12 protein-coding genes, 1 other RNA gene and 1 pseudogene are annotated in these 13,485 nt (G+C 61.2%); 2 read left to right on the top strand and 12 right to left on the bottom strand.

Features of this window, described 5'->3' with window-relative positions; genetic code table 11:
- Positions 1–159 precede the first annotated feature (159 nt).
- A pseudogene (locus DDE76_RS19960) lies at positions 160–321 on the bottom strand (helix-turn-helix domain-containing protein); the annotation flags it as partial.
- A gap of 163 nt (positions 322–484) precedes the next feature.
- Between DDE76_RS19960 and DDE76_RS16280 the strand changes: the two are divergent.
- Entirely contained in the window at positions 485–1,636 is a 1,152-nt protein-coding gene (locus tag DDE76_RS16280; protein ID WP_104893831.1) for a toll/interleukin-1 receptor domain-containing protein, read from the top strand.
- Between the two features lie 791 nt (positions 1,637–2,427).
- Here DDE76_RS16280 and DDE76_RS16275 read toward each other — a convergent pair.
- From DDE76_RS16275 to DDE76_RS16225, 10 genes are all read right to left on the bottom strand, one after another.
- The gene (locus tag DDE76_RS16275; RefSeq protein ID WP_104893830.1) at positions 2,428–3,714 is read right to left on the bottom strand and encodes a saccharopine dehydrogenase family protein; all 1,287 of its coding nucleotides are present in this window, start codon (positions 3,712–3,714) and stop codon (positions 2,428–2,430) included.
- A gap of 45 nt (positions 3,715–3,759) precedes the next feature.
- Positions 3,760–4,860 carry a carboxynorspermidine decarboxylase gene (locus tag DDE76_RS16270; protein ID WP_104894979.1) on the bottom strand — a complete coding sequence of 367 codons (1,101 nt, stop codon included), beginning with the start codon at positions 4,858–4,860 and terminating at the stop codon, positions 3,760–3,762.
- A 147-nt stretch (positions 4,861–5,007) separates the two neighbouring features.
- Positions 5,008–5,157, bottom strand: a complete 150-nt coding sequence (locus DDE76_RS16265) for a hypothetical protein (RefSeq protein WP_157955861.1) — start codon at positions 5,155–5,157, stop codon at positions 5,008–5,010.
- A gap of 134 nt (positions 5,158–5,291) precedes the next feature.
- Positions 5,292–5,675, bottom strand: an RNA gene (gene rnpB / locus DDE76_RS16260) — RNase P RNA component class A.
- A 32-nt stretch (positions 5,676–5,707) separates the two neighbouring features.
- Positions 5,708–6,454, bottom strand: a complete 747-nt coding sequence (locus tag DDE76_RS16255) for a J domain-containing protein (protein ID WP_104893828.1) — start codon at positions 6,452–6,454, stop codon at positions 5,708–5,710.
- A 90-nt stretch (positions 6,455–6,544) separates the two neighbouring features.
- Positions 6,545–7,267 (bottom strand): hypothetical protein, encoded by a 723-nt coding sequence (locus tag DDE76_RS16250; protein ID WP_157955860.1) that lies wholly within the window; start codon positions 7,265–7,267, stop codon positions 6,545–6,547.
- A 129-nt stretch (positions 7,268–7,396) separates the two neighbouring features.
- Complete coding sequence (gene metF, locus DDE76_RS16240; RefSeq protein WP_104893825.1) at positions 7,397–8,290, bottom strand: methylenetetrahydrofolate reductase [NAD(P)H]; 894 nt, start codon at positions 8,288–8,290, stop codon at positions 7,397–7,399.
- Between the two features lie 3 nt (positions 8,291–8,293).
- Positions 8,294–9,253, bottom strand: a complete 960-nt coding sequence (locus DDE76_RS16235) for an ArsR/SmtB family transcription factor (protein WP_104893824.1) — start codon at positions 9,251–9,253, stop codon at positions 8,294–8,296.
- A 501-nt stretch (positions 9,254–9,754) separates the two neighbouring features.
- Complete coding sequence (locus DDE76_RS16230) at positions 9,755–10,531, bottom strand: SDR family oxidoreductase (protein ID WP_104893823.1); 777 nt, start codon at positions 10,529–10,531, stop codon at positions 9,755–9,757.
- 48 nt (positions 10,532–10,579) lie between these two features.
- On the bottom strand, positions 10,580–11,152 hold the full coding sequence (locus tag DDE76_RS16225) for a carboxymuconolactone decarboxylase family protein (protein WP_108463710.1): 573 nt from the start codon (positions 11,150–11,152) through the stop codon (positions 10,580–10,582).
- A 100-nt stretch (positions 11,153–11,252) separates the two neighbouring features.
- On the opposite strand from DDE76_RS16225, the gene DDE76_RS16220 reads away from it, so the two are divergent.
- Entirely contained in the window at positions 11,253–12,185 is a 933-nt protein-coding gene (locus tag DDE76_RS16220; protein WP_104893821.1) for a LysR family transcriptional regulator, read from the top strand.
- Between the two features lie 116 nt (positions 12,186–12,301).
- Here DDE76_RS16220 and DDE76_RS16215 read toward each other — a convergent pair whose 3' ends face one another.
- The gene (locus DDE76_RS16215; protein WP_104893820.1) at positions 12,302–13,426 is read right to left on the bottom strand and encodes a DUF2336 domain-containing protein; all 1,125 of its coding nucleotides are present in this window, start codon (positions 13,424–13,426) and stop codon (positions 12,302–12,304) included.
- Between the last annotated feature and the right edge of the window lie 59 nt (positions 13,427–13,485).

Raw genomic sequence — 13,485 nt, 5'->3', positions numbered from 1 at the left:
AAAATGCCGCCACGTGAATGGTCCATGGCCAAGGCGCAGTTCGCTGTAATCTTCGGCGAGCGCTTCATCCGAGCCATGGCGGCGTAATATGCAATCGCCCGCCACACACGAAATTACTGACAGTCCCTGCTCCAGCGCCACCGGGGTCTGGCGTGGGCTCGTATGGGGCCGGCGTGAACGATCCTGAGCACCTTCCCCGGCTCGCAACCGCGCCAGCCAGACGTAACCCGTTTGCCGACTGATGCCAAAGCGCTGGCACAACGCCGACACATTGGCTCCTTCCAATTCCGCCAACTGGCAAAACGCCACCCGCTCATCCATGACAGACCTCGCCAACCATGCCATCGACACCTCCAAACACTGCGAACAGTGTCAGGCATGTCTGAGAACATCTGTCAGGTATCTATCAGGGCTGAACACTTGAGCCGAGGGCTCTGCACTTTGTTGGCAGGTATGGGGTGGGCAGCGGACTGGCGGCTTGTGGATGAGCCACCCGCAACAACAGACATTAAGCGGCGGGCAAAGCGGAGCCGGCTCTCATGATTGGCTTGGCCGCGCCACGTGTGATTTAACTACGCGCGAACAGCGAACATGCGGGGCACTCTTGAGTAAATCGGTATTCGTAAGCCATGCGACCAAGGATACTCCCTTGGTCGCTTCACTCGTTGACCTCATAGAGGACGGCATTGGCGTTCCCGAGGGAGAGATATTCTGCTCCTCGTTGCCAGGGTATGGCATCCCAGCAGGGGAAAACTTCGTCGGCTACATGCGGGATCAGATGGTCGCACCTAATGTCGTCGTCCTTGTCCTTACCCAGAACTATTTCCAGAGCCATTTCTGCCTAAGCGAACTTGGCGCTGCGTGGGTCAAAGGTCATAAGATTTTCCCTATCCTCGTCCCTCCCCTAAGCTATTCAGACGTAAAAGACGTGCTCCTTGGAACTCAGGTGATCCGGGTAGACGACGATGTCGCGTACAATCAGCTACGGGAAGCGTTGGAGGAACACGAGCTTGCAAATAAGTCCGACACGAAGTGGGACACGAAGCGAAAGCTGTTCCTCCAGAAATTGCCCGACCTGATCGCATCACTACCGACCCCGACGGCAATAGACCCAGCAGAGCACGCTGCTGTGCTGGCTAAATTGAGCGAGGCGCAAGATGAACTTTTGAACTACGAGGCGGAGGCCGACAAGCTAAAGCAATATATTTCGCAGCTAGAAAAAGCCAAAGACGCCATCAGCGTGGCGACATTGAAGGCAGAACTAAGCGATACTGATCCACTACTGGACTTCGATAATGCGACTTCCGCAGTTGCTAAGATGTATTCCAAGGTCGGAGGTACGGAGGTTCTTAAGGCAATGATCGCGGACCACTACGGACACCACTATGCGATAGACATGTTGAACTTCGGCCATGAGTACCAGGAAGCTGCGTTGAAGCAGTTGGTCAATTTGGAAACAAGGCAGGTGCTCTGGCATGCAGCCAGAGCGAAAGAACTCGCGAAGCATCTAGCTGCTGTTGACGCGATGCTAGATGATCCTGACGCATATGCGGTGATTGCCAAAGAGTTTTCCAGCAAAGACGTTCCACTTGAGCCAGGCAATCTGGAGTTTTGGCAGGAATTTTACGGGGTGTAATGAGTTGACTTGGCATCCCGCAAGCACCTTTGCTTGCCCGATACGGACTGCTTTAGCGGCGGCTTTGGACCGATGGCAAAGTCGGCTAATTGGGGACTCAGTAAGCAAGTGGAACGACCATAATGGGGTCGGTTTCTGCCTCTCGGCGGCACGAGGCACCCCCACCCGGCCTCCCCCTGAAACAGGGGGAGGTTAGGTGGGGGTATTCACTAGAAATGATGTCGCGGAACTCGAAAACGACAACCCCCACTGACTGTCACCCCGGGCTTGACCCGGGGCCCATCCTGAAATGCTTTCCGACCCAATGCGAGCGGTGACTGGATACTAGGTTTCAAGATAGGTCCCGGCCAGAGTTTATCCTCGGGCGCGCGGCGACCCGGGGGCCGGGATGACAAGCGGTGGTTGGGAGCAGAATGTGCCCCACAACTTTATCCCCGCGCCCAAAACCTCCCTTATCCTCCCCCCATCTCTCCCGCGATGGGCGGACTGCAGCGAACAGTTGCGGGAGGAGCCGGTGAGACTGGATTCGCTCCAGGGCTCGCCTGCCAGTCGGGCCACCTTGCGACGAGCGATCAATAGGGGCCACGACGGCAGGAGAAACCCGGTATCCCGAGGCGGCGACGTCTCTATTACTTAGTTTTACTGAGACGCACGCGCCTCGGGATACGTCCACTTCAAACCCGGAGGCTCAGGGCCATCCGGCCCTTCGGCATGCCCTGACGCATCGCGGAACGCTCTTTGAATACATGCAGAAAAGAAAAAACGGCCGGGAAAACCCGGCCGCTTCGATCTTAAGCCTGGCGCACCTTTGGCCGCGCCTGTCGGGTCTCGCCGAACTCGGCGGGATCGAACGCGCGATCACCCTTTTCGTCGCGGATGCGGGTCGGCAGGCCGATCCGGCCCAACAGGTCCAGGAACGGCACGGGCGGCAGTTCCTCGATATTGGCCATGCGATGGCATTCCCAATCGCCCTTGGCGATCAGCATCGCCGCGGCAATTGCCGGAACCCCGGCAGTATAGGAAATCGCCTGGCTGTTGGTTTCGGCAAAGGCGTCTTCGTGGTCCGAGATATTGTAGACCAGCAATTCGGTCTCGATCCCGTCGCGCTCGCCCTTGATCAGGTCGCCGATAAAGGTCTTGCCGGAATAATCGGGCGCCAGCGACATCGGGTCGGGCAACACGGCCTTGACCACCTTGAGCGGCACCACTTCAAGGCCCTCGGCGGTGGTGACAGGCTGCTCGGAGAGCAGGCCGAGCTTGTTCAGCACCGTGAACACGTTGATGTAGTGCTCGCCAAAGCCCATCCAGAAGCGGATATCGGGCACGCCAAGATTGGCCGAGAGCGAATGGATCTCGTCATGGCCGGTCAGATAGGTCGTGTGTTCGCCCACCACCGGCAGATCGTCGGTGCGCTTGACCTCGAACATCTTGTTCGCCGTCCACTGGCTCTGTTGCCAGCTCCACACCGTGCCGGTGAATTCCCGGAAATTGATCTCGGGGTCGAAATTGGTCGCAAAATAGCGGCCATGGCTGCCCGCATTGACATCGATGATGTCGATGCTGTCGATCCGGTCGAAATAGGCATTGGCGGCCAGCGCGGCATAGGCATTGACCACACCGGGGTCGAACCCGGCGCCCAGAATGGCAGTCACGCCCTTGCGCTCGCAGTCCTCGCGGCGCTTCCACTCGTAATTGCCGTACCAGGGCGGCGTCTCGCAGATCTTTTTGGGATCCTCGTGAATGGCCGTGTCGATATAGGCAACGCCCATGTCGATACAGGCGCTGAGCACGCTCATATTGAGGAAAGCCGATCCTGCATTGAGAACGATCTGGCTCTTGGTCTGCCGGATCAGGGCCTTGGTCGCTTCGACATCCATGGCGTCGAGCTGGTGGGCGGCCAGAATGCCCGGGCGCTTGAGCGCCTTTTTCTCGAGAATGCCGGCGACCAGCGCCTCGCATTTCGCGACCGTGCGGGAGGCAATGTGAATGTCTCCGAGCACATCATTGTGCATTGCTGCCTTATAGGCAGCGACTTGCGCGACACCTCCGGCGCCGATGATCAACAGGTTCTTTTTCAATTGGCACGAAACACCTTTTTCTTGGGTGACGGGATCAGCCTGCCACTATGACAGACTGGCGACATAGTCGGCATAATCGAAGCTTTGCACAACCTCAACTGCGCCGTTTTTTCTGCGGATGGCTATAGCGGGCATTGCCACGCCATTGAACCAGTTTTTCTTCACCATGGTATATCCCCCTGCATTCAAAAGGGAAATACGGTCACCGACCGCCAGTGGATTAGGAAAATCGAAGGTGCCGAAAACATCGCCGGCAAGGCAGGACTTCCCGGCAATTTGATAGCGATGCGGGCCCTCATCGGGCGCAACGGCGCCGCTTTCACGATAGACCAGAAGATCCAGCATATGGGCTTCCACGGCACTGTCGACAATGGCCACGGACATTTCGTTCTCGACGATATCGAGCACGGAGACTTCCAGCGTGGTGGTGTCGGTCACCACCGTATCGCCGGGCTCGAGATAGACCTGGACCCCGAATTTTTCGGCAAAGGCCTTCAGCCGGGCCGCCAGGCCATCAATATCGTAGCCGTCCTTGGTGAAGTGGATGCCCCCGCCCAGGCTCACCCATTCGAGGCGCGACAGCAGGTCGCCAATCTTGTCCTCGATCTGGTCGAGCAGGGTAGAAAAGGCCTCGACCGAGTCGTTCTCGCAATTGCAGTGCAGCATGAAACCGGAGACCCGATCCATCGCCGCTTCCACTTTCGCCCGATCGCTCTCGCCGAGCCGGCTGAACTTGCGGGCCGGATCGGCCAGGTCAAAATGGGAATGGCTGACGCCGGGATTGACGCGCAGGCCAACTGGCAGGTGGGCGGCCTTTTCACCGAAGCGGTCGAGCTGGTTTGCCGAGTTGAAGATGATCTTGTCGGCATTGGCGATGGCTTCATCGATTTCGCCGTCCGACCAGGCAACCGAATAGGCATGGGTTTCGCCGCCGAATTTTTCGCGGCCCAGCTTCAGCTCATTCAGCGAAGACGACGTCGTGCCATCCATATGCGGCGCGATCTGCGGAAAGGTTGACCAGGTCGCAAAGCACTTGAGTGCCAGCAGGCACTTCGCGCCCGATGCAGCGCACAGCGCATCGACACGCTCGAGGTTCCCGGCCAGCGCGGTTTCGTCGATCAGATAGTAGGGGGTGGCCAAAGGCATCGCGCTGACGTCAAGCTCCATAAGCGGAAAGCCGCACGATGTAGCGGCCTCGCCCGTCATGATCAAGGCCCTTCAAAACAGGCAATCCCCGAGGCCAGGCCTCGGGGATAAGTCATGTTCAGAGATTGCAGGCGCGGGCGCGCACAATCAATCGTCAGAGGTGTCGTCCGTCAGCGTCACCACGTCGCACATCGATTTGTCGGAGAACGGGCAAGTATCGCCGGTCCAGGCAAAAGCAGGGGCTGCAACACCGGCGACGATGGTCAGGGCGAGAATGGCAGAGAGGATCTTTTTCATTGTGGGGCTCCGTGTTGTCTTGAACACGAAGGAACTTGCCATCACCCGCATTGCGGCAACATTGCCGCGAGCTATCCGTTGCTTGCCGCTGCGTTAAACTACGGTCATCAAACGGAAAGTCACACCCGGGAGGCAACGCCAGTTGACCTGTAAGCCGGGTTCTGTAGGGCCGCGTTGCCGCGACGTGGTGACCATTCATCTGAGGCGGCTGTTGCTAGCGCGCTCGTGCAACCAACCCGGACAACATGGCCTCGAAACAGGCTGGGCCGAAGCCCGCGTCATCCCTATTTGGTCTTGCTCCCGGTGGGGTTTACCGTGCGGTCCCTGTCGCCAGGCACCCGGTGCGCTCTTACCGCACCCTTTCATCCTTACCCCGGCATGCCGGGGCGGTTTGCTTTCTGTGGCACTTTCCCTGGGGTCGCCCCCGGCGGCTTTTCGCCGTCACCGTGTTTCGATGGAGCCCGGACTTTCCTCCAGCGGACAGTTACCCATCCGCCAGCGGTCACCCGGTCAACTGGCGCCGCCTATGTGCGGGAGTGGCGCCGCGCCGTCAAGCCAGCAGCGGTTGCGGCTTGGGCCGCGTGATCGCCTGATAGGCCAGATTGATCGCCGACATGCGCGCGGTGGCCACGTCGATCAACTCCTCGGGCACGCCCTTGGCGATAAGCCGGTCGGGGTGATGCTCGGCAACCAGCAGGCGATAAACCCGGCGCACTTCCTCGGGCGGGGCGTCGTGGCTGAGGCCCAGGACGGTATAGGGATCAACGCCGTCCTCAAGCATGACGTGCTGAGCAGCAATCTGTTCGAACCGTGCGTCGTCGAAGCCGAAAATTCCGCTGACCTCGCGCAGATAGTCCAGTTCCGCTTCGTGCACGAGGCCGTCAGCGGTGGCGATGAAGAACAGGCTGTCGAGCACGTGCTCCAGCGTGTCCGGCGTATCGGAGAAGAAGCGGGCGACCCTGCGGGCATAGGCGTCGTAGCCGGCCACATCCTGCTTGGCGAGGTTGAACAACTTTTCCACCTGCTGCTCATTCCCCTTGGTGACTTCCACGGTCGCGTTGAAGGCACGGACTTCGGAAGCTGTTACCGCGCCATCGGCCACGGCCATCTTGGCGGAAAGGGCGATCAGGGCTAGGGTGAAGGCGGCATCGCGTCCCCCTGGGAGCCAGGTGTCGGGGTCCAGAATATTGGCGACATGACCGGCCACGCCGGTGCGCTGGGAAAAAGATCCCAGGAAGGCAGCGAATTTCTGCCAGACGTCACGATTGTCTTCGGCCTTGCGGACGCAACACAGCATTTTCGGGGCTTCCCTTTCCCGCCGGGCCATCAGAATTACCCCGTCTTGCCGTTTTGGTCCATGGCCCGCGCGGCATGGCGGCTCTGCGGATCACTCAAAGGCATAGTCGTCATAGCTATAGGCCCGTGGAAAGCGGTTGACCCTGGCGCTGGAATTCGGGCCCTCGTCGAGGAAAAAACCGTCCGGATCGTAGTCGGACGGGACCGGCGCTGGTCGAGCCTGCTGGCGGGCGAGAAACTCCGAGAGCGGACCACTCTCCCAGTCTTCAAGGTCCTCGGCCGTCACCACGATTTCTGGCTGATCGATGACCAGCGGTGGCTGAGTGATGACCGCGCTGCGGGGAACGGGCGCTGGGCGCTGGGAAACCGGGGTTGGGAAAGTCACGGCCTTGGTGGGCAAAGCCGCAACAGGCTCAGGCTCGGGCGTGGCTGCTGGCTCGGCCACGGTCTCGTCGGCGGATGTCTCGGCTGGGGTGACGGCAGCAGTTTCGGTGCGCTGCCCTCGGTTGCCGTCGCTGATATAGCTGGGCAGGTCGCGTCCCGATTGGAGGAAGCTGTCCACGGCATCGCTTTCGGCAGCTTGCGGGCTGGCAGTGGCGGTCGATACCGGATCGGGTTCGGGCTTTGGCTCAGGTGTTTCGACGGGTTCCGGCTCCACGGCAGGCGCGGGCTCGGGCTGTTCCTCGACCACGGCGATCTGCGGGGGGTCGTTTGGGCCGAACTGGCGCAATGCGGCGTCTGCGGCCGGTATGGCAATAACGAGCACGGCGCCAGCCCAGGCCAGGCCATTGGTGATACGGCGATCAATCTGCATCGAAAAGGTCTTCCAACAAGCTCCGCCCGAGCGCGGGGACATCGCCCCTTTTCATGGCCATAATATGAAAGGCCAATTTGCCACGAGCCTGAACCCTGTTGCCTGAACGCAGGCTGAACGGCGCTCCCCTCAGGTCCGCCGCCCCAGGAGCCGCGCCAGGGCGAGGACCAGGTTGGAGCGGTTGAGGGTATAGAAGTGGAACTCGGTGACGCCCTCATCGAGCAGCTCGGTGACCTGCTCGGCGGCGACGGCAGCGGCCACCAGCGCGTGGGTTTCCGGGTCGTCATCGAGGCCCTCGAAGCGCTCGGCCAGCCAATCGGGGATGGAGGCGCCGCAGCGGGCGGCAAAGCCGGCAATCTGCTTGAAGGAGTGGATGGGCTGAATGCCCGGCACGATGGGTGCGGTGATGCCGGCCTTGCGGGCGCGGTCGAGATAGCGCAGGAAATCGGTATTGGAAAAGAACATCTGGGTGATGGCGCGATCGGCGCCGGCATCGATCTTGCGCTTGAGATTGTCGATATCGGCGTCCCAATCGGCGCTTTGCGGATGCTTTTCGGGATAGGCGGCAACCGAAATGTCGAAATTGCCCAGGCGGCGAATGCCGGCCACAAGATCGGCCGCGTTCTGATAGCCATCGGGATGCGGGGTGAAAGGCTGGCCGACGCCTTCTGGCGGATCGCCGCGCAGGGCGACGATCTTGTTGACGCCGGCCTCGGCATAGCCGCGCACCACTTCATCGACCTCATCGCGGGTGGCACCGACGCAGGTCAGGTGCGCCGCGGCGGGCACGCCGGTATCGGTGGTGATGCGGCGCACCATGCGCAGCGTGCGTTCGCGGGTCGAGCCACCAGCGCCATAGGTCACCGAGACGAAGCGGGGGCTGAGCGGGGCGAGCTTGGCAATGCTGTCCCAGAACCGCTCTTCCATGGCGTCGGTCTTGGGCGGGAAGAATTCGAAGGAAAGCTGCAGGTCGGGGCGCTGGTCAGCAGTCTTGCGGCTGGCGCGCAGATTATCGTCGATCATGGTCTATTCCGTCTTGCTGCGGTCGCCGAGGTGCCAGAGGCACACGGTGAGCCCGCGATCCTTGCTGTCACTGGGAAATTCGCGCGCGGCGCGCACATCGAGCCCGGCCAGGGCCGCCCAGTCGTTCATCTGCTCCCGCGACAGGCCAAGCCGCCGATGGGCGTGCTCGGTGCGCAGGAATTCGAGTTCATGAGGGGCAAAATCCACGATGAGGATTTCCCCGCCCGGCTTGAGCAGGCGGCGCGCCTGGGCCAGCATGCGGCCCGGATCGTCGAAATAGTGCAGCACCTGGTGGATGACGATGACATCGGCCAGGCCGATGGCCGGATCCAGCCCGCCAATATCGCCCAGGCGGACCTGTGCATGGCTGATGCCGGCAGCCGCCAGGCGCGAGCGCGCCACGGCCAGCATCTCGCGGCTGGAGTCAACGCCAATGCCACGCGCATAGGCAGGAGCGAGCACTTCGAGCATGCGGCCGGTGCCGGTGCCCAGGTCGACCAGCAGATCGACCTTGCGCCCACCCAGCTCGGCCAGTACCGCCGCTTCCACCGCGGCCTCGGGCACATGCAGGGTCTTGAGCAGGTCCCAGCTTTCGGCGACCTTGGCGAAATAATCGGCGGCCTGGGCCTGCTGGGCGGCGCGCGCCTCGGCCTGGCGGGCCTTGTCGCGCTGACGCTCGGGCGCATCGGGATCGACCCGCGCGGTCAGCCAGCGCGCCAGATCCGCCCCTTGCCCCTCCGGCGCCAGCCGGTAATAAGCCCAGGCCCCTTCGGCGTGGCGCTGCACGAGGCCGGCATCGGCAAGGAGCTTCAAATGACGCGAGACGCGCGGCTGGCTCTGGTCGAGGATTTCGGTGAGATCCTTGACCGAATGGTCGCCATCGGCCAGAAGCGCAAGCAGGCGCAGCCGGGTACTTTCCCCCGCCGCCTTCAAGACCCCGACCAGTTTGTTCAATCCGCTCATCGCACCCTCAGATATAAAGATATCTTTATATCTAATTCCAATGTGAGGTCCAGCGCATTCTTGCGGGCGTGAACGCGCGCCGCCCCGGCTTTGCTGCCCTGCGGTTGTGGCATTGGACGTGTTCCGAGGCGCGTGCGTCTCAGTAAAACTAAGTAATAGAGACGTCGCCGCCTCTCGCCATTCGAGCGTAGCTCTCATGGCCTTCTCACTTCAAATCTCTCCGCCGGAGAGATTTGCCCTGTCGGGACAGATCGAAGCGGGTTTCTCCTGCTGTCGTGGCCCCTATTGATCGCTCGTCGCAAGGTGGCCCAACGAGCAGACGAGCCCTGGAGCGAATCCAGTCTCACCGGCTCCTCCCGCAACTGTTCGCTGCAGTCCGCCCATCGCGGGAGAGATGGGTGGAGGATAGCGGAGGTTTTGGGACCGTGGATAACTGTCCGCCTGACCTCCTCCACCTTAGCTTTTGCTCCAGCAACCGCCTCCCTCAATATGTGCAGCTCCCTACAATCCGGTCTGGATTAGCGGCAAACCGACCGCCCGGCGCCCCACATTCGTTTTCAACGAGAAGTCCAAACCGAGATACGGGTCCGCTTCCGCCGTTGTCAGCCAGGCGATCGCTTTCGCGACCCATGCGGCGGGAATGTGTGCGGACCAGTCGAGCTGACTGACCGGATTGATGCCTGAGGCACGGATCTGCTCCTGCATCTTCGTCGCCACCGTTCCGGGACTGAGGCCAATGACGCGCAGGCCCTTGTCGCGATATTCCTTGTCCGCCACACCGGTCAAAGACAAGACTGCCGCCTTGGTCGCGCAGTAGTGGCTCCATCCCGCAAGAGCCGAGGTCGCCGCCCCCGAAGAGATATTGATGATCGTGCCACCGCCTTGATCTACCATCAACGGGATTGCATAGCGCAGCCCGTAATAGACGCCCTTGAGATTCACATCGACGATCCTGGACCACTCTTGCGGTTCGCTGTCGGCCAACAGCGCTATTGGATCAATCAGCCCTGCATTGTTGACCAGCAGGTCGAGCCTGCCGGATATGCCCTTGGTCTCCGAGATCAGACCCATCACCTGCCCAGGGTCAGACACGTCACAGGAGACAGCGTGCGCGGAGGCGCCCTGCGCCCTGAGCGCCATCGCAATCTCTCCGATACGGCCTGCGCTTCTGGCAGCCAGAACGACATGTGCCCCCAGTGACGCAAAGTGCATCGCAGCAGCTTCGCCAATACCGCGACTGGCTCCGGTTATCACGACCACCTTGTCCTTGAAATCCATTCTGTTTCTCCCCTTGAGGACCGGGATGTCGCCACCCCGGTCCGGCTGTCACTCGGCAGCGATTGCCACTGGTGCGGTCCACGCCAGGGCAGGATCCGACATGAAGTCTTCGTTGGGTACACCAGCAAGAGCTGCGCTGTAATTGGCGATCACCTTGGTGGCGATGATGGCAACCACGTCGAGAACATTGGCCTTGGTGAAGCCTGCCGCCAGAAAAACCGGGACGGTCTCACGCGCCTCTCCCCGCGCCGCTGCGACAGTGCGCGTGAATGTCCAGAGTGCAGCCAGCCTGCGGTCCTCCGGCGGCTCACCAGCGCGCAGTCGGGTGATGGTTGCCTCGTCCATGCCGGCCTGCCGCGACAGGAAGGTATGGCCCATCGTGCAGTAGCCGCAGCGATGGAAAACGTTGACGGCCTGATAGGCCACCTGTTGTTCCACAGCATTCAGCGTCGAATTTGCAAGCTGCTCCCAAAGGGTCTCATAGCCCACCAGAGCGCTTGGACTCTCCGCCAGGGTAGCGTGCATTTTGGGCGTGAAGCCCCATGCTGCCCTAACTGTTTCGAGCGTGGCTCTGGACCCTTCGGGAGCAGTTTCAGGGGTGTGCAGTGTAAAGTCTGGCATCGGTGTCTCCTGTTGCCGCGTTGACCGAGAACAGGTTATTGCAGCCTCTAGGGCGGATAAACGACGTGACTATCCGTATATTGCTGCATATTCTGCAGGAATGAATTTTGCAGATTTGACACTGATTCAGGACGTTGCGCGTCATGGCAGCTTCGCGGCAGTGGCCCGCCAACGCGACGTGGATCCTTCTTCCATCGGGCGGATCATCGCGGCAATCGAGGAGGAGCTTGGCTTCCGTCTCTTTGCGCGAACGACACGGCGGATGGAGGTAACCGAGGCCGGGGCCCTCTACCTTTCCCGTATCGGTCCGCTGAGCGAGGAACTGGAACGGGCCGTCGACGAATGCAGGGCGATGCAGGTCGAACCACGAGGCACCCTGCGTATCTCGGCGTCTGCGACCTTTGGCCAAAGATTCATCGTGCCCCGCCTGTCAGCATTCAGGGAAGCGTATCCGGCTGTGTCAGTCGAGGGGATTTTTTCCGATGATACCATCGACTTGGTGTCGGAACGCGTCGACCTTGCCATTCGTCTGGCACCGTCGATCGATGGCGATTATGTCGTAAGCAAGCTCATGGACACCCGATACAGCGTGGTCGCGGCGCCGAGCTATCTGCGCCAAGCGGCCCCTTTGGAAAGACCCGAAGACCTGGCGCATCACAGGGCCATCCTCTTTCCTTACCGGGACTACAGGTCCAGATGGACCTTCCGCGACGCCGATGGGACCGTCACTGAGCAGAATGTCGAAGGCGACCTGATTTTGTCTCCAGCAGGCGCCATAAGAGATGCCGCACTGGCCGGTCTTGGACCGGCGCTGCTCCCCGACTGGCTGATCTCGGACGATGTCGATCGGGGGACACTGAGGACCTGCATCACCGGCTGGAATGTTACCGCGACAACCTTCGATACCGCCGCCTGGCTGATTTATCCTAGCCGCAGTTTTCTACCCGCAAAGGTGCGGGCGATGATTGAGTTTCTCCGCGGCTCAATGGGCAAGGGCGCATATCGAGAGACCCCACATCCGCCAAAGCCATAGAATTGCCTCATCCGGTTCAAGGTCCGACACCCATCCATCAGTGGGCAACCGACAACAATACACCCTCGGAAAACTCCCGAGGGTGTCGTAATTCTGGTTCTGTGAGCCGCCCTGCCCTAGGCCGTCTGGCGGTCTTCGCCCATGGCGCGTTTACGGAAGGAATGGGCGCGCCAGAGTTCGAAAATGTGCTTGGCATCGTCCCGGTCGAGGGCGTCGAAGCGGGAGAGAACCATTTTCTTGTCAGCGTCGCTGGGCAGGTCGCGCCAGGGGAGCGTGGCGACGATGGCCTCGAACAGGTCGGGTGCCATGCCGGTGGCGCGCAGGGCCACGATGACAGCGACATAGTCCTGCCCGGCCAGCCATTTGACGACGATTTCCGGGGCCACCTGCAGCATGACCGCCATGGCGGCGGCGGCGTGGTGGCCGTAACCGAAGCGGGCGAAACGCGCCAGGGCACGGTCGTCGAGCTGCTTGCGGTCGGCCAGGCCCTTGACCTGGTTATAGGCCACCTTCCACTCCTGCGCGTTGAAGCCGGCGCGGTTGCGGATGCGGTTGTAGACGACAGTGTTGATCTTGCCGGCGGCGACCGGATCGACCTGGCGGTCGAGATTGCCCAGGGTCTGCAGCACCTTGCCGGCGACCTGGTCGATTTCGCCGCGCAGCGACTTCCAGTCGATATCGCTGCGGCCGCGCAGATCGGAGGCGATCTCGGCGTCTTCGGTGGCGCGCTTGACCAGCTTTTCCAGCGTCGCGCGGTCGAACTCGGCCTTGGGATTGCGCACCAGCCGCACCACCGAGGCCGTCTCGCCATGGTCTACCAGCGCATCGCCGACCCGCTCGGTGAGCATGGACCGGCCGGCAATGGCCACCCGATGGTCTTCGGTCTGCCTGGTGATGATGTCGATCAGATCGTCGTCGCTGAGCACGTTGGAAAATTCGAGCAGCGGCCGGGCCACCTCGATGACGTCATTGGCCAGCTTGACGATGACCGTGCCGGGCGCCCTCTCGAGCGGGGCCAGCAGCTTGGCCACATGGACCCGTGCCTCGACCTCTACCAGCTCGGCGAGCTGGCACAGCACCTCATCATATTGGGCAACCTGGTCGTCGTCGCAACGGTCCGAAACGTAGCTGAAAAGCTGCGCCGTGGTGCGGAACAGTTGCTCGCGTTCCATCTGATTGTCGTCGCCATTGAGAACGCGGAAATTCGCGAACGCACGGTGGCTTTCATCGAGCTCTGTCATGGTCGATCTCCCGGCTTCTGCCGCTTGGTTCGGGTCAGACTGACGCCGACATGCTTGTG

Source organism: Devosia indica (genome assembly GCF_003056405.1).
Taxonomy (GTDB): Bacteria; Pseudomonadota; Alphaproteobacteria; order Rhizobiales; family Devosiaceae; genus Devosia; species Devosia indica.
The sequence above is the reverse complement of the archived record's forward strand: the minus strand, read 5'-3'. Positions and strand labels throughout refer to the sequence as shown.